Source organism: Streptomyces sp. NPDC048182, from assembly GCF_043202555.1.
GTDB lineage: Bacteria > Actinomycetota > Actinomycetes > Streptomycetales > Streptomycetaceae > Streptomyces.
Genome location: NZ_JBIDAQ010000006.1, coordinates 66,023 through 85,903, shown reverse-complemented (window position 1 = coordinate 85,903; position 19,881 = coordinate 66,023). Strand labels below are relative to the sequence as shown.

The 19,881-nt window shown below is 72.1% G+C and carries 16 protein-coding genes, 1 tRNA gene and 1 riboswitch; of the genes, 9 read left to right on the top strand and 8 right to left on the bottom strand.

Annotated elements, in window-relative coordinates:
- Positions 1-30: 30 nt before the first annotated feature.
- The 5 genes from ACGFZL_RS13750 to ACGFZL_RS13730 all read right to left on the bottom strand — a co-directional run bounded on the left by ACGFZL_RS13750 (position 31) and on the right by ACGFZL_RS13730 (position 5,791).
- Entirely contained in the window at positions 31-522 is a 492-nt protein-coding gene (locus tag ACGFZL_RS13750; RefSeq protein ID WP_355174297.1) for a septum formation initiator family protein, read from the bottom strand.
- A 99-nt stretch (positions 523-621) separates the two neighbouring features.
- On the bottom strand, positions 622-1,902 hold the full coding sequence (gene eno / locus ACGFZL_RS13745; protein ID WP_393691357.1) for a phosphopyruvate hydratase: 1,281 nt from the start codon (positions 1,900-1,902) through the stop codon (positions 622-624).
- Positions 1,903-2,124: 222 nt separating this feature from the next.
- Complete coding sequence (locus ACGFZL_RS13740; protein WP_393691355.1) at positions 2,125-2,868, bottom strand: transglycosylase family protein; 744 nt, start codon at positions 2,866-2,868, stop codon at positions 2,125-2,127.
- Between the two features lie 3 nt (positions 2,869-2,871).
- Positions 2,872-3,039, bottom strand: a riboswitch (cyclic di-AMP (ydaO/yuaA leader).
- 187 nt (positions 3,040-3,226) lie between these two features.
- Entirely contained in the window at positions 3,227-4,306 is a 1,080-nt protein-coding gene (locus tag ACGFZL_RS13735; protein WP_393691353.1) for a transglycosylase family protein, read from the bottom strand.
- Positions 4,307-4,615: 309 nt separating this feature from the next.
- The gene (locus ACGFZL_RS13730; RefSeq protein ID WP_393691351.1) at positions 4,616-5,791 is read right to left on the bottom strand and encodes a PP2C family protein-serine/threonine phosphatase; all 1,176 of its coding nucleotides are present in this window, start codon (positions 5,789-5,791) and stop codon (positions 4,616-4,618) included.
- 409 nt (positions 5,792-6,200) lie between these two features.
- Here ACGFZL_RS13730 and ACGFZL_RS13725 point away from each other — a divergent pair, with 409 nt between their 5' ends.
- Both ACGFZL_RS13725 and ACGFZL_RS13720 read left to right on the top strand, forming a co-directional pair.
- Positions 6,201-7,619: an NAD(P)/FAD-dependent oxidoreductase gene (locus ACGFZL_RS13725; RefSeq protein ID WP_393691349.1), complete on the top strand. Its 1,419-nt coding sequence runs from the start codon at positions 6,201-6,203 to the stop codon at positions 7,617-7,619.
- Between the two features lie 214 nt (positions 7,620-7,833).
- Positions 7,834-9,150 (top strand): class I SAM-dependent methyltransferase, encoded by a 1,317-nt coding sequence (locus ACGFZL_RS13720; RefSeq protein ID WP_393691347.1) that lies wholly within the window; start codon positions 7,834-7,836, stop codon positions 9,148-9,150.
- Positions 9,151-9,210: 60 nt separating this feature from the next.
- Here ACGFZL_RS13720 and ACGFZL_RS13715 read toward each other — a convergent pair whose 3' ends face one another.
- The gene (locus ACGFZL_RS13715; RefSeq protein ID WP_393691345.1) at positions 9,211-11,739 is read right to left on the bottom strand and encodes an ABC transporter permease; all 2,529 of its coding nucleotides are present in this window, start codon (positions 11,737-11,739) and stop codon (positions 9,211-9,213) included.
- Between the two features lie 55 nt (positions 11,740-11,794).
- The gene (locus ACGFZL_RS13710; RefSeq protein WP_393691343.1) at positions 11,795-12,565 is read right to left on the bottom strand and encodes an ABC transporter ATP-binding protein; all 771 of its coding nucleotides are present in this window, start codon (positions 12,563-12,565) and stop codon (positions 11,795-11,797) included.
- A 391-nt stretch (positions 12,566-12,956) separates the two neighbouring features.
- On the opposite strand from ACGFZL_RS13710, the gene ACGFZL_RS13705 reads away from it, so the two are divergent.
- A tRNA-Leu gene (locus tag ACGFZL_RS13705) sits at positions 12,957-13,040 on the top strand.
- Positions 13,041-13,068: 28 nt separating this feature from the next.
- On the opposite strand, the gene ACGFZL_RS13700 is transcribed toward ACGFZL_RS13705, so the two are convergent.
- Complete coding sequence (locus ACGFZL_RS13700) at positions 13,069-14,409, bottom strand: hypothetical protein (RefSeq protein WP_393691875.1); 1,341 nt, start codon at positions 14,407-14,409, stop codon at positions 13,069-13,071.
- 138 nt (positions 14,410-14,547) lie between these two features.
- Between ACGFZL_RS13700 and ACGFZL_RS13695 the strand changes: the two genes are divergently transcribed.
- The 6 genes from ACGFZL_RS13695 to ACGFZL_RS13670 all read left to right on the top strand — a co-directional run bounded on the left by ACGFZL_RS13695 (position 14,548) and on the right by ACGFZL_RS13670 (position 19,857).
- Positions 14,548-15,072 carry a hypothetical protein gene (locus ACGFZL_RS13695; RefSeq protein ID WP_393691341.1) on the top strand — a complete coding sequence of 175 codons (525 nt, stop codon included), beginning with the start codon at positions 14,548-14,550 and terminating at the stop codon, positions 15,070-15,072.
- An 11-nt stretch (positions 15,073-15,083) separates the two neighbouring features.
- On the top strand, positions 15,084-15,614 hold the full coding sequence (locus ACGFZL_RS13690) for an ATP-binding protein (protein WP_393691339.1): 531 nt from the start codon (positions 15,084-15,086) through the stop codon (positions 15,612-15,614).
- Positions 15,615-15,767: 153 nt separating this feature from the next.
- On the top strand, positions 15,768-16,820 hold the full coding sequence (locus ACGFZL_RS13685; protein ID WP_393691337.1) for a phosphotransferase: 1,053 nt from the start codon (positions 15,768-15,770) through the stop codon (positions 16,818-16,820).
- Positions 16,817-17,899, top strand: a complete 1,083-nt coding sequence (locus ACGFZL_RS13680) for a lactate/malate family dehydrogenase (protein ID WP_393691335.1) — start codon at positions 16,817-16,819, stop codon at positions 17,897-17,899. The genes ACGFZL_RS13685 and ACGFZL_RS13680 overlap by 4 nt, the downstream gene beginning before the upstream one ends.
- Entirely contained in the window at positions 17,896-18,900 is a 1,005-nt protein-coding gene (locus ACGFZL_RS13675; RefSeq protein ID WP_393691333.1) for a hypothetical protein, read from the top strand. The genes ACGFZL_RS13680 and ACGFZL_RS13675 overlap by 4 nt, the downstream gene beginning before the upstream one ends.
- 66 nt (positions 18,901-18,966) lie before the next feature.
- Positions 18,967-19,857 carry a Bax inhibitor-1/YccA family protein gene (locus tag ACGFZL_RS13670; protein ID WP_355175917.1) on the top strand — a complete coding sequence of 297 codons (891 nt, stop codon included), beginning with the start codon at positions 18,967-18,969 and terminating at the stop codon, positions 19,855-19,857.
- Positions 19,858-19,881 lie beyond the last annotated feature (24 nt).

Genomic DNA, 19,881 nt, shown 5'->3' with positions numbered 1-19,881 from the left:
ACGGGGTCACGGGCGGCGGCCGGACACCCGTCACCCGTGCCGCCGGGGCGCCGCGGCGGCGTCCGCCCGGTCCACGCCGTCCAGGACGTTGCGGTACCAGGGCCGGTCGGCAGCGCCGAGGTCGGTGCGGGTGGTGCGGGCCGCGTCCGGGTCGACGACGGTGTAGCCGGTCTCGCCGGGCAGCACGTAGTGCAGCCGCAGCCGGATCTGCTGCTCGGCGTAGGCGTCGTCCTGCCAGCGGGCCTTGAGGTCGCGCAGGTCCTCCACCCGCTGCCGGGTCTCCTGCTGCTCGCGGCGCTGGTCGGCGATGTCGGCGCGCTGCGCCACGTACTGCCGTATCGGGTAGGCGAGTGCCACGACGAGCGAGCAGAGCACCATCGCGAGGAGGGCCGCGCGGCCGGTCAGCCGGGAGCGGCGGGCCTGCCGCCGGTTCTGCGAGCGGTAGACCCGGGCCGCGGTCTGCTCGCCGAGCAGCCGGATCCTGGTCGCGGTGGAGAAGCGGTCGCGGTCCTTCACCGCCATGCCCGGCCTCCCATCTCGTACGTACGTCCCCGCACACGGTACGGGACCGGGTGCGGGGACGTACGGACGACGCCGCCTACGGCGTCACCTGCCGGGTCGTCAGCCCTTGAAGCGCGGGAAGGCGCTGCGGCCGGCGTAGACCGCGGCGTCGTCGAGGATCTCCTCGATGCGCAGCAGCTGGTTGTACTTGGCGACGCGCTCGGAGCGGGCCGGGGCGCCGGTCTTGATCTGGCCGCAGTTGGTGGCGACGGCGAGGTCGGCGATGGTGACGTCCTCGGTCTCGCCGGAGCGGTGGGACATCATGCACTTGAAGCCGTTGCGCTGGGCCAGCTCGACGGCGTCCAGCGTCTCGGTCAGCGAGCCGATCTGGTTGACCTTCACCAGCAGCGCGTTGGCCGCGCCCTCCTCGATGCCGCGGGCGAGGCGCTCGGGGTTGGTGACGAAGAGGTCGTCGCCGACGATCTGGACCTTGTCGCCGAGCTTGTCGGTGAGGGTCTTCCAGCCGTCCCAGTCGTCCTCGAACAGCGGGTCCTCGATGGAGACCAGCGGGTACGCCTCGACCAGCTCGGCGTAGTACTCGGTCATCTCGGCGGCGGTGCGGTCCTTGCCCTCGAAGGAGTAGGTGCCGTCCTTGTAGAACTCGGACGCGGCGACGTCGAGCGCCAGGGCGATCTGCTCGCCGGGGGTGTAGCCGGCCTCCTTGATCGCCTCGAGGATGAGGTCGAGGGCCTCGCGGTTGGAGCCGAGGTTCGGGGCGAAGCCGCCCTCGTCGCCGAGGCCGGTGGCCAGGCCCTTGTTCTTCAGGACCTTCTTCAGCGTGTGGTAGACCTCGGCGCCCCAGCGCAGGGCCTCGGAGAAGGACTCCGCGCCGATCGGGGCGATCATGAACTCCTGGATGTCCACGTTGGAGTCGGCGTGCGAGCCGCCGTTCAGGATGTTCATCATCGGCACCGGCAGCAGGTGCGCGTTGGGACCGCCCAGGTAGCGGAAGAGCGGCAGGTCGGACGCCTCGGAGGCGGCGTGCGCGACGGCGAGGGAGACGCCGAGGATGGCGTTGGCGCCGAGCGAGCCCTTGTTGTCGGTGGCGTCCAGGTCGAACATGGCCTGGTCGATCAGGCGCTGCTCGGTGGCGTCGTACCCGACCAGCTCCGGGCCGATCTGCTCGATGACGGCGAGGACGGCCTTCTCGACGCCCTTGCCGAGGTAGCGGTTGGTGTCGCCGTCACGCAGCTCGATGGCCTCGAAGGCACCGGTGGAGGCGCCGGACGGAACGGCGGCACGACCCGTGCTGCCGTCGTCGAGGCCGACCTCGACCTCGACCGTGGGGTTGCCTCGGGAGTCCAGGATTTCCCGGGCTACGACGACGTCGATGGACGGCACGAGCATCTCCTTCTTCGATGTGACGCTTCGGTGTGATCCTGCGGGACGAGCCTAACCGGCTCAGGGCGATCGGCCAGCCGGTCACCCACCCTGTGGACAGAACCGAGCCTAGATTGTTTCCCAGTGGAACAAAGCGGGGTCCGGGGAAACGGGGCGTGAAAAACCCCGTCCCGGTGCGTACGGGGGAACACGCACCGGGACGGGGAGGGGGTGGGCCGCCGCTTACTTGAGGTGCAGCTGCTGGCCCGGGTAGATCAGGTCGGCCTGGTCGACGATGTCGTCGTTCAGCTTGAACAGCTTCGCCCAGCCGCCCTTGACCTCGTGCTTGTCGGCGATCTTGCTGAGGGTGTCGCCCTTGACGACCTTGTACTCGCCGTCGCCCTTCTTGACCTTCTTGCCGGTCGGGGTGGTGACGGTCTTCTTCGCGGCGGGGCGCTCGCTGGAGCGGGAGGCCTTCTGCTCGCTCTCGTGGGCGGTGGAGCCCGACGACTGCTGCTGCGAGGAGGAGCCGGAGGACTGCTGCGAGGAGCCGGAGCCGGAGTCGGACGAGCCGGAGCCGGAGTCGGACGAACCCGAGCCCGAGGAGGCCGGGGAGGCGTCGGACAGGCCGGTGCCGCAGACCGGCCAGGCGCCCTTGCCCTGGCCCGCGAGCACCTTCTCGCCGACGGCGATCTGCTGGGCCTTGCTCGCCTGGTCGGCGGTGGCCGCGTACTGGGTACCGCCGTAGGCGGCCCAGGTGGAGGCGGAGAACTGCAGGCCGCCGAAGTACCCGTTACCGGTGTTGATCGACCAGTTGCCGCCGGCCTCGCACTGGGCGACGGTGTCCCACTCGGAGGTGGTCGCCGCGGAGGCGTTGCCGGCCGCCATCAGCGGGGCGGCGACGGCCGCGCCGGTGACGCCGGCGACGGCGATGACCCGGGTGGCCTTGGACGGGCGACGGTGCTTGCCAGAGCCGTTGAACAGCATGGTTGATCCCCTCACCGACGCCTGCGAGGTGAGCTGTCGGGTTCGGGCCGGTTGAGTTGCCCGGCCGGGTCCCTCACGGGACTCGGCTCCACCCCTAGCCACTCCGGTTCCAACGTCCCGGCGCGGCGCTTACCTTGGGTCCCCCGCTCCTGCCTTCGGCGCTTGACGCGACGACTGTTCCCGGACGGCCGCTGGCAGGATTCGGCGTGCGGCAGCCGGGGCTCGCGGTGACGAGCGATCACGACCGTAGACACGGCGCCGGGGGATTTTCAAAGACGATCACGGCTTATGAGACCTATATCTCACGTGATCCAAACCGGACATATGATCTCGAAACCGGGCGTGAACTAGGCGCCGACTAGCGGGTGTTTACGCCCGATTCGCCACCGACGGTGAGGGTCTGACCGGGCAGGATGTGGTCCGGGTCGGCGCCGACGACGTCCTTGTTGCCGGCGTACAGCGAGGGCCACCCGCCCTTGAGGTCAAGGGAGTCGGCGATGGCCCAGAGGTTGTCGCCGGACCGGACGGTGTAGGAGCCGTCGACGGCCTCCCGCGCGCGGTCCTCGCCGCGCGAGGCGTGCCGGCCGGACGCGTCGGCCGTACGGTCCTCCGGCGCGGCCTCGTCGGCGCTGTCGCCGCGGTGCCGGCCCGAGCCGGCGGAGTCGGCGGACTCGGTGCCGGTGAGGTTCGAAGAGCCGTCGCCGCGGGCCGGGTTGTCCGTCTCGCCGGCCGCCGGGGCGGTGGGGGACGTGTCCGGCTCGGCCGTGTCGTCACCCTTGCCCGACGTGGCGTCGGGGGAGCCGGACGGCTGCGGCGTCGTCCCGCCGGGGCCCGTGGACGTCTCGGATGCCTCGGACGTCTCGGACTTCCCGGGCGACTTGGACGTCTCGGGCGCGTCGGGTGTCTGCGGCGTCCGGGGCTGCTCCGACGTCTTGGGCTTCGTCGAGGTCTTGGGCGACCCGGACGCCTCGGGCGCGTCGGGCGTCTTGTCGGCGGCGCCGTCACCGCCGGCCTCCTTCTCGTCCGGCTCGTCGCCGCCCGACCCGCTCCCGGTGGACGCCGAGTCGTTGCCCATGCCGGCGAGCAGGGCGCAGGTCGGCCAGGCGGAGATGCCCTGGGCGGCGCGTACGCGCTCGGCCACGGCGATCTGCTGGGAGCGGCTGGCCTGGTCGGCGCTGGAGGCGTAGGCGAGGCCGCCGTACTGCTCCCACGCCTGCTGGCTCAGCTGGAGGCCGCCGTAGTAGCCGTTGCCGCTGTTCTGGCTCCAGGCGCCGCCGGTCTCGCACTCGGCGACCCGGTCCCAGTCCGCCCCGTCGGCCGCGTGGGCGCCGGTCGCGCCGAGCAGCGGGATCGCGATCGCGGAGCCGGTGACACCGGCGGCGACGACCAGGGCGGGCGCCTGGCGGGGGCGACGGTGACGACCGTTCCCGGAGAGCATGCGACGACCTTTCAGAGGGGACGGGGACCGGCGCGGCGGGTGGTGCCGGTCGCCACGCTGATGGGTGAACGTATCGGCAGATGATCGCTTGTCACAAGTTCATGCCGCGCAGATCACGTGAAGATCACAGACGTGAACGCGTGTCACCTTTCGGTGCAGACGGTGCCGTTGTCGTCCCTCGGTGGCGCCGGGGAAGTGAGGGGACATGCGGAGGTGGCGGAGGCCCGCCGCGGGGAGTCCCACGCCGGCTGCGTACTAAGAGGAGAGTCGGCGGCGCGGGCCCGAGTGTGCGCGCGGACCTGTGCGCCGTCACGGCGCCGGCGTCGGCTCCGTCCTCGGCGGCCCCGTCGGAGACACCGTCACCGCCAGCAGGGCCAGGTCGTCCGTCAGGTGGCCGCCCGCGTGGTCGTGGACCAGGCGGGCCAGCGTGTCGACCACCGCCGGGGGGCCTTCGCGCCAGCAGTCGGCGAGGGCGGTGAGGGGGGTGTAGAAGACGCCGTCGGCGTCGCGGGCCTCCAGGAGGCCGTCCGTGCACATCAGGAGCAGGTCGCCGGGGGCGAAGGGGCGGGACTCGTACGTCCAGGGGCCCGGGTCGAGGTCGCCGAGGCCGAGGGGGAGGCCGGGGTCGGCCGGCTCCCACTGGTGGACGCCGGCCTCGCCGGCCAGGAAGGCCGGGCAGTGGCCGCGGCTGAGCAGGCGGACCTCCCCGCCCTCGGGCGGCAGCTCGGCCACGGCCGCCGTGATGAAGTGCTCGCTCGGCGCCCCGTCCGCGCCGCCCCGCACGGCGTCCAGGTCGGCGGTGTGCCGGGTCACGGCCTGGTCGAGGTGGCGGGCCAGCTCCGCCAGCGCCGGCGTGTGGTGCGCGGCCTCGCGGAAGGTGCCCACCAGGGCGGCGACCGCCGGAATCGCGTCGGGCCCCTTGCCCCGCACGTCCCCGACCAGCAGCCGCACGCCGTAGGGGGTGCGCTCGGCCGCGTACAGGTCGCCGCCGACGGACGCGGCCTCGGAGGCCGCCTCGTAGCGCACCGCGATCCAGGTGCGGCCCAGCCAGGCCCGCACCGGCGGGAGCACCGCGCGCTGGGCGTACACCGCGGCCCGCCGGGCGCCCCGCAGCCGCCGGTTCAGCCGCTGCCGCAGCAGGCACAGGGGGACGGCCGCCCACAGCAGCACCAGCAGGTTGACGAAGTCGACGATCCCGTGGAACCCCTCGGCCGCCCAGTGCTGCCCGAGCAGCAGCCACAGCGCGGCGATGCTGTTGAGGACCGCGAGCAGCACCACCCGGGGCAGCGCGTACACGCAGGCCGCGGTCATCGCGCCGAGCCCGAGCAGCACGTCCCCGTTGAACTGGCCCGGCGTGAGCAGGTCGAGCGCGAGCGCCGCGACGGTCATCGCCACCGGCGCCCACCACGCCCAACGGGGCAGCGGCGGGTTCTCCGGTCCCGGGTCGTGGGTCAGCAGTCCCGTGGCGCGGCGGTGCGGGCTCATGGGGGACAAACGTAGTGAACGGGACACGTCCCGGGCCGTCGGCCACTCCGGTCCGGGGGGACGGGAGTCCGCCGCGGGAAAGTTCGTGAAGTTCTTCACAAGGAATTCGGTCGCTCAGGGCCGCAAGTGGCCTTCGATTGACCCTTTCGAGGGCTCAACTGCCCTTTGAACACGTTCAGGAGATGGCCGGGCAGCGGGCCCGCGGGAGGTGTCGCGGGTGCCGTCCGGAGGGGCTCCCGGGCCCGGACGGGCAGCTCAAGCGGCATTGACAACGGCATCCCCTATACCGTGGTTCCCACCCCACGCCATGACCTCCGTCACGTGGGCGCAGGATGGTAACACGACCCTCACCCGAGCTTGTGAAGGGGCGCACGAACCACCCCCCTGGACCGGGTGGATACTCGATCCCATGAGCACCACGGAGCGTCCCAGGATCCTCGTAGTAGGCGGTGGGTACGTAGGCCTGTACGCAGCTCGGCGCATCCAGAAGAAGATGCGTTACGGCGAGGCGACCGTCACCGTCGTCGACCCGCGGTCGTACATGACCTACCAGCCCTTCCTCCCCGAAGCCGCCGCCGGCAGCATCTCCCCGCGGCACGTCGTCGTCCCCCTCAGGCGCGTGCTCCCCAAGGCGGAGGTCCTCACCGGCCGGGTCACCCTCATCGACCAGGACCGCAAGGTCGCCACGATCGCCCCCCTGGTGGGCGAGGCGTACGAGCTGCCCTTCGACTACCTGGTCATCGCCATGGGCGCGGTCTCCCGCACCTTCCCGATCCCCGGCCTCGCCGAGCAGGGCATCGGCATGAAGGGCATCGAGGAGTCCATCGGCCTGCGCAACCACGTCCTGGAGCAGCTGGACAAGGCCGACTCCACCACCGACGAGGACATCCGCCGCAAGGCGCTCACCTTCGTCTTCATCGGCGGCGGCTTCGCCGGCGCGGAGACCATCGGTGAGGTCGAGGACATGGCCCGGGACGCGGCCAAGTACTACAAGAACGTCTCCCGCGAGGACATGCGCTTCGTCCTCGTCGACGCCGCCGACAAGATCCTCCCCGAGGTCGGCCCCAAGCTCGGCCAGTACGGCAAGGAGCACCTGGAGAGCCGCGGCGTCGAGATCTACCTGTCCACCTCCATGGACTCCTGCGTCGACGGCCACGTGGTGCTGAAGAACGGCCTCGAGGTCGACTCCCACACCATCGTGTGGACCGCCGGCGTCAAGCCGAACCCGGCCCTCACCCGCTTCGGCCTCCCCCTCGGCCCCCGCGGCCACGTGGACTGCGGGCCCACCCTCCAGGTCAAGGGCACCGACTACATCTGGGCCGCCGGCGACAACGCCCAGGTCCCGGACCTGGTCGGCCGCAAGGCGGGCAACGAGAACGCCTGGTGCCCGCCGAACGCCCAGCACGCGCTGCGCCAGGCCCGTGTCCTCGGCGACAACGTGGTGTCCGGCATGCGGGGCTTCCCGCAGAAGGACTACAGCCACGGCAACAAGGGCGCGGTGGCGGGCCTCGGCCTGCACAAGGGCGTGGCGATGATCGTCATGGGCAGGATGAAGATCAAGCTCAAGGGCCGGCTCGCCTGGTACATGCACCGCGGCTACCACGGCCTCGCCATGCCGACCTGGAACCGCAAGATCCGCGTCTTCGCGGACTGGACCCTCGGCATGTTCCTCAAGCGCGAGGTCGTCTCCCTCGGCGCGATGGAGACCCCGCGCGAGGAGTTCTACGAGGCCGCCAAGCCGGCCCCGCTCGCCGCGCCGAAGCCCGAGCCGACGGCCGGCCTGAAGGGCAGCGCCGCCAAGGACGAGGAGACGGCCAAGGCGTCCTGACGCCCGTCCCCCCACCCGACGTGCTCCGATGAAGGGGCCGCCCGCCATCCGTGGTGCGGGCGGCCCCTTCGGCGTGCCCGGCACGGTCTCGGCCGGGTGCGTGGTGCGTACAGCTACTTTGCCGAGTCATGACGCGCGCCGGGGACTGTACGGCGCCCCGCCAGGTGTTTACGTGGTGTCGGACACCCGGTATCCCTCATCAGGGAGGCACGCCATGGCAGACGCCGCGCTGCGGCTCCAGAACCTCTTCGAACAGTTGCTGGGAGCCCCCCTCCCGGTGCGCGTCCGCGCCTGGGACGGTTCGCAGGCGGGTCCGCCCGGCGCCCCCGTCCTCGTCGTCCGCAACCGCCGCGCCCTGCGCCGCCTGCTGTTCAAGCCGGGCGAACTGGGCCTCGCCCGCGCCTGGGTCGCCGGCGACCTCGACATCGACGGCGACCTCTACGCCACCCTCGGCCTGCTCGCCGGCCACATCTGGGAGCGCGACGAGGACGCCCGCACCCTCGGCCAGGCGCTGCGCGACCCCGAGGTGCGGGCCGCCGTACGCGGCCTGGTGCGGCTCGGCGGGGCCCCGCTGCCGCCCGCGCCGCCCCCCGAGGAGGTCCGCCGCGCCCGCGGCCACCTGCACACCCGGCGCAGCGACCGGCGGGCCATCAGCCACCACTACGACGTCGGCAACGACTTCTACGAACTCGTCCTCGGCCCGTCCATGGTGTACTCCTGCGCCTACTGGCCCGACCCCGCCGCTGCCGAGGGTCCGGGCACGCTGGAGGACGCCCAGCGCGACAAGCTCGAACTCGTCGCCCGCAAGCTCGCCCTGACCCCCGGTCAGCGCCTCCTCGACGTCGGCTGCGGCTGGGGCTCCATGGCCATCCACGCCGCCCGCGAGCACGGCGTGAGCGTCGTCGGCGTCACCCTCTCCCAGGAGCAGGCCGCCTATGCCCGCAAGCGCGTCGCCGAGGAGGGGCTCACCGACCGGGTGGAGATCCGCGTGCAGGACTACCGGGACGTGGCGGACGGGCCGTACGACGCGATCTCCTCCATCGGCATGGCCGAACACGTCGGCGCCGAGCGGTACCTGGAGTACGCCGGCGACCTCTTCCGGCTGCTGAAGCCCGGCGGTCGGCTGCTCAACCACCAGATCGCCCGCCGCCCCCAGCGCGACGAGTCCGCGTACAGCGTGGACGCGTTCATCGACGCCTACGTCTTCCCCGACGGCGAACTCGCCCCCGTCGGCAGCACCGTCTCCCTCCTGGAGGGCGCCGGGTTCGAGGTGCGCGACGTGGAGGCGATCCGCGAGCACTACGCGCTCACCCTGCGCCGCTGGGTCGCCAACCTGGAGTCCGACTGGGCGCTCGCCACCCGCCTCGCCGGCCCGGGGCGGGCCCGCGTCTGGCGCCTGTACATGGCCGCCTCCGCACTCGCCTTCGAGCGCAACCGCATCGGCGTCAACCAGGTCCTCGCCGTGCGGCCCCCGGAGAGCGGGTCGTCCGGGATGCCGCTGCGGGCCCGCACCTGGGGCGCCGGGTCCTGACGGCGGCGGTGGCGCCGTACGGTCTCGTCGTACGGCGCCACCCGCGCGTTCCGCCCGCGCCTACTCGGCCTTGATGGCCTGGAGCAGGTCCAGGCGGGCCGCGCGCCGGGCGGGCCACAGCGCGGCGAGGACGCCCACCGCGCCGGCCATCAGCAGGAAGAGGCCGATCCGGGCCCAGGGGAGCACCAGCTGGTAGGTGCCCATCCGGGTCGACACCAGCTGACCGGCCGCCCAGCCGAAGAACACGCCGAGGCCGATGCCGAGGACGGCGCCGAACAGGGAGATCACCAGGGACTCCAGGCGGACCATCCGCTTCACCGCGCGCCGGTCCAGGCCGACCGCGCGCAGCATCCCGATCTCCTGGGAGCGCTCGAAGACCGACATGGCCAGGGTGTTGACGACCCCGAGGACGGCCACGACCACCGCCATCGCGAGCAGGCCGTAGACCATGTTCAGCATCAGTGTGAACATCTTCGCGATCTCCCCGGAGATGTCGTCCTTGTCCTGGATCTTGACGGCCGGGCTGTCGCCGAGGGCCTTCGCCAGCCGGTCCTTCGCGGCCTTGGATGCGCCGCCGTCGGTCTTCACCATGACCTGCATGTCGGAGCGGTCCGACAGGTGCGGGGTGAGGGCGGCGTTGTCGAGGAGCAGGCCGTGGACCAGCTCGTTGCCCTCGTACACCCCGGCGACGGTGAACCGCCGCTTGGCCCCGTCCTCGAAGGAGACGTCGAAGCCCGAACCGGCCTTCCAGCCGCGGTCCTTGGCGGTGTCCGCGTCCACGACCACCTGGGTGCCGCCGACCCGGAAGGCGCCCTGCTCGACGCGGAGGTCGGTGAGGTCGCCGAGGGCGGAGCCGGTGACGCCGGTGACGAACTCCGTCCGGCCGTCGATCCGGGTCGTGGCGTCGCGCAGCGGGCTGCTCGCGGTGACGCCCTCGGTGGCGCGCAGCTTGTCGGCGACGTCGGGGGAGAGGCGGTTGCCGTTCGCCATGGAGACGACGTAGTCGGCCTTGAGGGACGCCGAGGCCATCTCGGCGATCGACTTCTGCAGGCTGCCGGCCACCACCGTCATGCCGGTGATCAGGGTGAGGCCGATCATCAGCGCGGAGGCGGTGGCGGCGGTGCGGCGCGGGTTGCGCACCGCGTTGCGCCGGGCGAGGCCGCCGGCGACGCCGAAGACGCGCAGCACCGGCGCGGCGGCGGCGATCAGCGGGCGGGACAGCAGCGGGGTCAGCACGAACACGCCGATGATCAGCAGCCCGGCGCCGAGCGCCATCGGGGCCTGGCCGGCCGAGCCGTTCATCGTCGTCGCCGCGAGGACCACCGCGACGCCGCCGCCCGCGAGCAGCGCGCCGAGGGTGTTGCGCAGGACCAGCGAGCGGGCCGTGGCCGGCGCGTGCGCGCTGCCCATCGCCGCGACCGGCGGGATCCTCGCCGCCCGGCGGCCCGGCAGCCACGCCGCCAGCATGGTGATCAGCACGCCGACCGCGAGGGCCGCGGCGACGGTGCCCGGGGTGACGACCAGCGGCCCGTCGGGCACGGTCGCGTCCATCGTGCCCATCAGGGCGCGCAGCCCCGCGCCGATGCCGACGCCCGCGGCCAGGCCGCCCGCCGCGGCGACGACGCCCACCACGAACGCCTCGAACAGCACCGACCGCGTGACCTGCCGGCGCGAGGCGCCGACCGCGCGCATCAGGGCCAGCTCCCGGGTGCGCTGGGCGACCAGCATGGTGAAGGTGTTGGCGATGATGAAGGTGCCGACGAAGAGGGCGACGCCGGCGAAGACGAGCAGGAGCTGCTTGAGGCCGCTCATCGAGGCGGCGACGGTCTCGGCCTGGTCGTCGATCAGTGTCCGGGCGGTGGTGGTCTCGACGGTGTCCTTCGGCAGCGCGCGGTCCAGCTGCGCCTGGAGCGCGGCCTCGGAGACGCCGGGCTTCGCCTTGACGTCGATCTCGTCGTACGTGCCGGGCTTGCCGAACAGCTTCTGCGCGGTCGCCGTGTCGAACAGGGCGAGGCTGCCGCCGGCCGCGACGTTGCCGTCGTCGGTGCGGAAGACGCCCGCGACGCGCGGGGTGAGGGTGGGGCCGTCGACCGACAGGCGCACGGTGTCGCCGACCCGGTAGCCGGCCCGCTCGGCGGTCTTCCGGTCGATCAGCACCTCGTCGGCGCCGCGCGGGGCGTGCCCGGCGACCAGCGGATAGCGGGGGTCCTTCGCGCCCTCGAAGTTGCCGCCCTCGGAGCGGAAGCCGTCGCCGAGCCGGTCGCCGTCCTTGTCGGCGAGGGCGGTGAACCCGGAGACGACGCCGAGCGCCGAGGCGGCCCCCGGCACCCGCCCGCTGTCCCGCAGCACGGCGTCGGTCAGCTCGGCGGGCCTGCCGACCCGGTCGCCCTCGGCGTCCCGGTAGTGGGGGGTGACGGCGACGTCGACGTGGTCGAAGCCCTTGGCGGAGCTGTGCTCGAGGGCCCGGGAGATGGTGTTGGTGAAGACCAGGGTGCCGGTCACGAACGCGACGCCGAGCAGGACGGCGAGCACGGTCATGGACAACCGGGCCTTGTGCGCGGAGACGTTGCGCAGGGCGGTACGGAACATGGGGGAGTCTTCTCTGAGGGCTTGGGGGGCTCGGCGGAACGGATGGGGACGTGGCTCAGCTGGTGCGGCCCTTGGCGTCGAACCGCTTCATCCGGTCGAGCACCGAGTCGGCCGTCGGCCCGTACACCTCGTCCACGATCCGCCCGTCCGCGAGGAAGACCACCCGGTCCGCGTAGGCGGCGGCGACCGGGTCGTGGGTCACCATCACCACCGTCTGCCCCAGCTCGCGCACCGAGTTGCGCAGGAAGCCGAGCACCTCGGCGCCGGAGCGGGAGTCGAGGTTGCCGGTCGGCTCGTCGCCGAAGATGATCTCGGGCCGCGCGGCAAGGGCCCGGGCGACGGCGACGCGCTGCTGCTGACCGCCGGAGAGCTGGTTCGGCCGGTGCTTGAGCCGCCCGCCGAGCCCGAGCATCCCGATCACCGAGTCCAGCCACTCCTTGTCGGGCTTCCGCCCGGCGATGTCCATGGGGAGCGTGATGTTCTCCAGCGCGTTCAGCGTCGGCAGCAGGTTGAACGCCTGGAAGATGAAGCCGACCTTGTCGCGGCGGAGCTTGGTGAGCTGCTTGTCCTTGAGCGGGCCCAGCTCGGTCTCGCCGATGCGCACCGACCCGGAGGAGAAGGTGTCGAGCCCCGCGACGCAGTGCATCAGCGTGGACTTGCCGGACCCCGACGGCCCCATGATCGCGGTGAACTCGGCGCGGGGGAAGCCGACGGAGACCCGGTCGAGCGCGACCACCTGGGTCTCGCCCTGCCCGTAGGTCTTGGACAGCTCCGTGGCACTGGCGGCCATGGTCCGGGGCGGGTCGGCGAGGCGTGCGGTGCTCATGGGGGGAGGGCTCCTGTCGCTGGGGGGGGCGGGCTCTGTCTCCTCCATGCTCCCGGCCGCACCAGCCCCGTGTAGTCAGCCGCTGCGCCGGTTCCCGGGGGCGACTCGGGACGGACCCGGCGGTCCGCCGTCATACCTGGGTATGACGGCGGACCCCGACGCGGAACGCTCCCGGGTATCCACCAAGCGGTGAAATTCCGTCATTCCCTGTACGTGGCCGGTCACGGGCCGCAAGGCTGCTGGCATGTGCGGATGGCCTGCCCAGAGGGCCGATGCGCTACCTGATGACCCCTCAGGCGCCAATAAAATAAGACAACATGGCCCCTCGGCCCGAGAGCCGCTCCAGTGCCTCCCGATAGGCTCGGATCACTCGACGCGGAGCCCATGGCCTGCCCGGATGGTGGAATGCAGACACGGCGAGCTTAAACCTCGCTGCCCCTACGCGGGCGTGCCGGTTCAAGTCCGGCTCCGGGCACTTCTGCCGTTCCGGCGGCGTCCCCGCCTCATCCCTTGGCTGCCGAGACCTCCAGTGCTCGGGAGGCGAGTTCCCGCACGGCGCGGGTGCGGGCGTGCGGCACGAGGCTCTCGCGCATACTCGCGAAGTGATCGTCCCCCCTGACCGACGACACGTGCTCGTACTCGTCGAGGAACCGGCCCCACGACGCGCAGGCGGCGTCGACGTGCCCGAGGCGGAGCTGCCGCTCGGCGAGGACGGCGTACGCGTGGACCCGGCCCTGCCGCTCCTGCGGGGGCTGCACGCGAATGGAGTGCTGGAGCGTCCGGATGCTGCCCGCGTGGTCGCCCTCCTCCATCAGCACGTGGGAGACGTGGAAGAGATAGGCCGTCCGGTCGTAGCCGCCGATGGCGTCCCTCCGGCTGTCGGCCCGGGACAGCGCCGCCTCCGCCTCGCGAAGACGCCCGCGAGCCTGCCGCCGGTCGCCGACCATGGAGGCGGCGTGCGCCTGCTGGCCCCGCAGGAACGCCACGAGCCGCGGGCCCGCGGCCGGCGCGGCCTCGGCGGCGGAGTCCGCCAGCTCCAGCGCCATCCGGCCGTGGCCGAGGCTGGACGCCTGCAGGGACATGCCGCGCAGTGTGCGGCAGTAGGTGACATGATCACCGGCTTCGTCGGCGAGCTTCAGCGCCTTCGTGTAGTAGGTCTGCCCCAGTCCGTGGGCCTTCTCGTACATGGCCATCCAGCCGGTCAGGTACGTCAGGTCGGACGCGGCGGCGAGCATGTCCCGCCTGACGGCCTCCGGGGCCTGCGCACGCAGCCACGGGCCCACGGTGTTGACGAGGAACGCGGCGGCCATGGGGCGCGCGTGGCCGGCCCCCAGCTCGTCGAGGATGTCGGCGATCCGCTCGGTCATCGAGCGCAGCGCACCGACCTGCGACGCACCGATCCGTGTCATCGCCTTACCCGGTGACGCGGCGGCCCGAGCGGTCTGCTGGAACGCGGGCACGGAGAGGGCGGCGGAAAAGAGAGTGGTGGCGAGCAGCCCCCGGCGGGACGGATCCATGTCCGCCCTGCCCAAGCCGATCAGCTCCTCCACGGTGTCCACGGTGTGCCTGCCGTCGGCGGCCACCGGCGGCTGCAGTCCGGCTTCCTCGTACGTCACGGGCCGCCCCAAACGGGCTGAGAGGGCTTCCAGAATCAAGGGCCTGACCTCGGGCCTCGGCGGCGTCCCGGCGATCCAGTGCGCCACGGCCGTACGGTCGTAGCCGATGTCCAGCCCGGCTTCCGGGCCGAGTCTGTTGACGTGCTGCGCCACCTGCGTGCGCGTCCATCGGGCCTGATCGATCAGGTCGGCCAGGGCGGGATTGGGCGTGCGCTTCCTCGTGGCCATGTACTCAACTCCCGTCGGCTCCAGAGCATTCACGGCGTTCACGGTCACGCCTCCTTCTCACGGTACCCGCGGACCGTCATCAGGCGATTACCTCTTGTGAGGAATGAGCCAGCTGAACAGTCTGCGGAGGCGGGCAACGTGACGAGAAGCATCACCAGGAGCGTGCGCGACCGGCGGCAGGCCGTCGCGGACTGGTTGCTGACGGCGGCCGACGATCCTGAAAGCGCGCGCGACGAGTGGCGGAGGGACGGCGTCGCCCTGCTGCGGTGCGGTGGTCCGATCAGCGCTGTCCGCATCGACGGGTCCGTCGTGCGGGCCGCCTCCGGAACGGACGTGCTCCCCGAGGTCGACCGGTACCTGGCGAAGGCGCTCCTCGGCGGACCGGTCTTCATGGAGCAGGACCTCGGGCGGTACTACGTACTGGTCGGGGACAGTGCCGGACGGTGCTCCGACTGGCGCCTCCCGCGCGACGACGTCCGCTTCCTGGGCGACGGCAGCTTGCTCGGAGTGCCCGACACCACTTCCACGCACCGAGGCATGCGCTGCTACTGGTGCGTGGAACCGGGCGGCCCCCATGCCCTGGCCGGTGCCGACGCGGTCTCGCAGCTCGTGCACACCGGACGCCACCGCATCCTCAACTGTGAGCGGAGTCGGATGTGGTGAGGGAACCGCGCATGACCCCACGCAGGGTGCCGAGCGAAGACGGCAAGCGTACGGCGACCGTCGTCTATCCCCGGATGACGGAATCGGTGCCCCAGGCGCGCCGGTTCGTGGTCGCCACGGCGATCGGATGGCGGCAGCCCCACCTGGTCGACACGGCCGAGCTGGTCGTGTCCGAGCTCGCCGCCAATGCCGTCCTCCACACGGATGCGCCGTCCTTCCGGGTGACCCTCACTCGGTTGTCCGACGACAGGCTCCGCGTCGCCGTGAGTGACCCGAGCCGGAATCGGCCCGCGCGGTGTGCGGCGGACGACAGTCAGGTCGGTGGCCGAGGGCTGGCGCTCGTGGACGCCGTGTCGGCGCGGTGGGACACCGACATGCTCGTCTGCGGCAAGTCCGTCTGGGCGGAACTGGCAGCGCCCCCCGCTTCGCCGCTTCCGGAGACACAGGGCCGGCCACTGAGGACGTCTGTCGCGCAGGGCGCACACATACTCGGCCTCGCGGCCATCGCGGGCGCCTTGATCTACGGAATCGTGTCCCGGTGACCAGGCGATCCGCGACCACCGCTCCGTCCTCGGCCCGGCCCACCGTCGCCGAGGTGTTCGTCGGCGCAACGCAGCGGATTCGGCGGGCAGCGGCGGGGATCTGGCCCGGTGAGAACATACTGCTGGACGCACACGTACCCAGCGTCACCGGGTATGTGCGCCGTGCCCGGGTCGGGAATCGCACCGTGTACGCGAAGACCTCGTTCTTGGGCGTCTCTCTGGTCTCCTTGCTGCGTAGCGCACGGCTCCTGGCCCGAGGTGTGCCGGGCGCAGTACGCCTACGAGCGGCGGCCGGACAGTCTCCTCGTACGAGAAGCCGCGCAGTTGCGAGTCCTCGCCGATCTCGGTGGTCCTCGGGTGTGCGCGGTGGTCGGTCTGCGAAGCGGTGTGGTCTTCACCGAGTCCGTGCCCGGCCCGACTCTCATGGAGCTGCTGCTGAGAAGACCCGGTGAGACGCGCGAACTGCTGCAACGCCCCCTTGACGAACTCCGCTCGCTGCACCGGCCGGGGTCGGCACGGCACCTGGACCCGGCCGGGGTCATTGCGGAGCGCAGCATCGAAGGGACGTTCTCACGGAAGTTCCACGTGGAGGCCGGGGCGGTGTACGTCGACCGGCTCGGAACCGAGCGACTGCGGGCCGCGATCAGCGAAGAAGTGACCGAGTTGGTCCGCGCCAGTGTCGACCGGCTGCACAGATTGCGGATGGCACTCCCTGCTGCCGGGGGTACGACCCTGGCGTACGGGGACCTGAAACCCGAGCACGTGGTGTTCCCCGACGGGCCGGACGCGCGGCCGGTGCTCCTGGATCCGGGGCTGCTGCGGGCCGGTCCCGTGGCCGACCTGGCGAAGCTGCTGAGCCGCACGGTCCTGCACCTGGTCGCGAGACCTCCGGATCCGGTGACGACACGGCGGATCCTCGACGGCCTCGCCCTCCTTGCCCTCTCCCCCTCAGGGCATCTCTCCGCGCGGGACCGTCGGCCGTGGTTGCGGCACCTGCTGACGCTGGGGCTGATGGACACCATCAACATCACCGCGACGTACCTGTCCGCGCCGGCCGCGCTGCCGCTGCCCAGCGTCGGCATCGCCACCATCGACCGGGCCCTCCGGCTGTGCCGACTCTTCGACGCCGTCAGCGCCGATCTTCTTGACGGTGCCTGCGGCCTCGGAGACCGGACCCTGGACAGGATCGCCGAGGTGATCTCGTGACGACCCGGGTGCCCGCCGTGGGCGTGATCGGTACCGGGGCCGTCGGGCAGGCCGTCTCCATCGCTCTGGTGGCGAGCGGGGTGTGCGGCAGACTGCTCGTCACCTCCCGCACCGCCGGACATGCCGCGGCCCTGGCGGACGACCTCGACGACATGCGCACCGCTCTCGGTACCCCGGTACGGCCGGCCGCAGCCGACGTGGAGCAGCTGCGAAACTGTGCCGCGGTGGTGGTGGCCGTCCGGGCGGCGTTCACGAACACCCGCACCGACGACGTCCGCATGGCCGGCGCGGGGGTGAATGCTCCCCTCATCCGGTCGCTCGCGGCACGGTTTGTCGGCTACCAGGGCACGGTGCTGGTGGTGACCAACCCGGTCGACCTCATGACCAGGCTGTGGGCCGACGTGTCAGGCTGCTCCCGTGTCTTCGGTGTCGGCTCCGGCCTGGACACCGCCCGCTACCGGCTCACCCTCGCCCGGCTCCTCGATGTGGCGACCGCCGAGGTGTCCGGGCACGTCATCGGCGAGCACGGGACGGCGCACGTCGTCTGCGCCTCGTCCACGGCCGTCGGCGGGCGCTCACTGCCCATCCCGCTCCGGCAGATCCGCGAGGAGCTGACCGCGCGCCCCGGCAGGATCAGCGCCGGCATCGGCCGGACCCGGTGCGGTCCCGCCGGTGCCGTGCTGTCCGCGCTGCGCCTCGCGTGCGGCGTCGAGGACGGCACGGTCGAGCTGTCCGTCCCGTGCGGTGAGGCCTGGCTCGGCGTCCCCGTCCGATTCACCCGCGGCCGGGCCGGGCTGTCCATGCCCTCGCTGAACGCTGCGGAGGTCCGGCAGCTGGAGGCCGCCGGTTCCAAGCTGTGCGCCGCCTATCGGGCGGTGCGCTCCCTCCCGATGCAACCGCTTCCGTCCGAAAGGCAGGAACCATTACCACGCACGCCGTACGCCTGGGGGCCGCAGACGCGTCCGTCACCGTCGTCTCGTCCGAGCGCGCCGTCACCGGCTGGTCGGCCCGGTACTTCGGCCCATGGTGGAAGGCCGCTGAAGTACCGTCGAAGGACGTCCACAGCGGTGCCACGGTGACGGCGACTGTCGACCCTGGTCCCTACGACGAGCTGGCCTTCGCGGTGACGCAGGCACCGCACACGAGCACCGACTACGCGCGCGCCCAGCTCTTGGTCGCCCGCGACGCCACAGCCGGAGTCGTCCGCGCGGTGAGCCCGAAACAGGCACTCGCCTACCGGTCCGAGCCGGGTGCGGGGCTGCTGGACGTGATCGGCCGTGACACCGAGGCCGTCGCCACGGCGACCGCCCGACTCGCGCGCGAGGTGATGCGCGGACAGCTCCTGCGCGACGGCTGGGCGGTGCTGCACGCCTCGGCCGTTGTGGCCGACGACGGCCGGACCGTCCTCACCCTCGGCGGCAAAGGGGCGGGGAAGACGACCACGGCTCTGGCCCTTGCCGCGGGGGGAGGATTCGGACTGCTGGCGAACGACCGCGTCTTCGTGCGTCCTGACCCGGCGGGCGAGGTGGACGTGCTGCCGTGGCCTTCGGCTGCCGCGCTCGGCCTCGGGCTGCTGAAGGCCCTCGGCTGGTTCCAGGAGGCCCGCGAGCGCCTGCGGGCCGGGGAGACCTTGCACCCGACGCAGGACGCCCGGGTCACCGAGGCGATCCGCGCCGGGGACTGCACGCCCCTGTGGGACGACGGCAAGGAACTGAAGGCGCAGGTGTTCCCCGACCAGTTCCCGGCGTGGTTCGGGGTGCCCCTGGCAACGGAGGGCGAGGCGGCGGCCCTGGTGTTCCCGCGGATCGAGGCGGGCGCCGTGCCGGCCGAGGAGCGGGCGAGCCGCTGCCTGGGTGAAGCGGACTTCATGTCCGGTGCGACCGAGGACCGCTACCCGGACGTCTTCGGCCTCCTGGGCACGGACGGTGGCGGGGCCGAGGGAGCGCGACGGGAGGTCGTCCGGCGCCTGGCGGGGCTGCCGCACCACTCGGTCGTCCTCGGCCATGACCTGGCCGCGAACGCCGTCCTCCTGTCGCGTGTCGGGTGGGGGGACGGGGGAAAGATCCTCCCCAGGCAGTAGGGTCTATCCTTTGCCGTTCTATTACTCTGTAGCCAAGGCCGCGTCGTGTGGCCATGGAGGAGTGACATGAGGAGCAGAAACCCGGTCTTCTCGCGACGGGGGTTCAGCCGCGACAACGGCTACGCGGGCTTCAACGCCGCGCCGCAGGCCGGGGGTCCCGCCGTTGCCACGCAGGGCAACCCGTACGCGCAGCCCGTGGGCAACCCGTACGCGCAGAACCCGTACGCCCAGCCCGACCTGCACGGCGCTCCGCCGCAGGCGCCGGCCACCGCCGGGCGGATGACGATCGACGACGTCGTCCTGCGCACCGGCAGCACGCTCGGCGTGCTCGTGGTGACCGCCGCGCTGGCCTGGGCCCTGCTGCCCGTGGACGACGCGAACATCACCAAGTCGTACGGCATCGGCATCGGCGCCGCACTGATCGGCATGGTGCTGGCGCTGGTGCAGTCCTTCAAGCGCAAGGCCTCGCCCGCGCTGATCCTCACCTACGCCGCCTTCGAGGGCGTCTTCCTCGGCGTCGTCTCGAACATCGTGGACAACCGCATCGCGGACGGCGCGGCCATGCAGGCCGTGATCGGCACGATGGCGGTGTTCGCGGGCGTGCTCGTCGCCTACAAGGCGGGCTGGATCCGCGTCAACCGGCGCTTCTACGGCTTCGTGATGGCGGCGGCGCTCGGCTTCGTGCTGCTGATGGCGGTGAACCTGCTGTTCGCCGTGTTCGGCGGCGGTGACGGCCTCGGCTTCCGCAGCGGCCCGCTCGGCGTCGTCTTCGGCGTCGTCGGCATCCTGCTCGGCGCCTGCTTCCTCGCCCTGGACTTCAAGCAGGTCGAGGACGGCATCGCCTACGGCGCCCCGCGCGAGGAGGCCTGGCTGGCCGCCTTCGGGCTGACGCTGACGCTGGTGTGGATCTACATGGAGTTCCTGCGGCTCATCTCGATCCTCAGCAGCAACGACTAGTCACCCCAGGTGACGGAAGGGCCC

Excerpts from the sequence above, each read along its gene's own strand:
- ACGFZL_RS13730 (WP_393691351.1), bottom strand. The coding sequence starts at position 5,791 with ATGAGCCCGCACCGCCGCGCCACGGGACTGCTGACCCACGACCCGGGA.
- ACGFZL_RS13670 (WP_355175917.1), top strand. The coding sequence starts at position 18,967 with ATGAGGAGCAGAAACCCGGTCTTCTCGCGACGGGGGTTCAGCCGCGAC.
- ACGFZL_RS13725 (WP_393691349.1), top strand. The coding sequence starts at position 6,201 with ATGAGCACCACGGAGCGTCCCAGGATCCTCGTAGTAGGCGGTGGGTAC.
- ACGFZL_RS13720 (WP_393691347.1), top strand. The coding sequence starts at position 7,834 with ATGGCAGACGCCGCGCTGCGGCTCCAGAACCTCTTCGAACAGTTGCTG.
- ACGFZL_RS13750 (WP_355174297.1), bottom strand. The coding sequence starts at position 522 with ATGGCGGTGAAGGACCGCGACCGCTTCTCCACCGCGACCAGGATCCGG.
- ACGFZL_RS13700 (WP_393691875.1), bottom strand. The coding sequence starts at position 14,409 with ATGGCCACGAGGAAGCGCACGCCCAATCCCGCCCTGGCCGACCTGATC.
- ACGFZL_RS13685 (WP_393691337.1), top strand. The coding sequence starts at position 15,768 with ATGTGCGCCGTGCCCGGGTCGGGAATCGCACCGTGTACGCGAAGACCT.
- ACGFZL_RS13690 (WP_393691339.1), top strand. The coding sequence starts at position 15,084 with ATGACCCCACGCAGGGTGCCGAGCGAAGACGGCAAGCGTACGGCGACC.
- ACGFZL_RS13715 (WP_393691345.1), bottom strand. The coding sequence starts at position 11,739 with ATGTTCCGTACCGCCCTGCGCAACGTCTCCGCGCACAAGGCCCGGTTG.
- ACGFZL_RS13735 (WP_393691353.1), bottom strand. The coding sequence starts at position 4,306 with ATGCTCTCCGGGAACGGTCGTCACCGTCGCCCCCGCCAGGCGCCCGCC.
- ACGFZL_RS13710 (WP_393691343.1), bottom strand. The coding sequence starts at position 12,565 with ATGAGCACCGCACGCCTCGCCGACCCGCCCCGGACCATGGCCGCCAGT.
- ACGFZL_RS13740 (WP_393691355.1), bottom strand. The coding sequence starts at position 2,868 with ATGCTGTTCAACGGCTCTGGCAAGCACCGTCGCCCGTCCAAGGCCACC.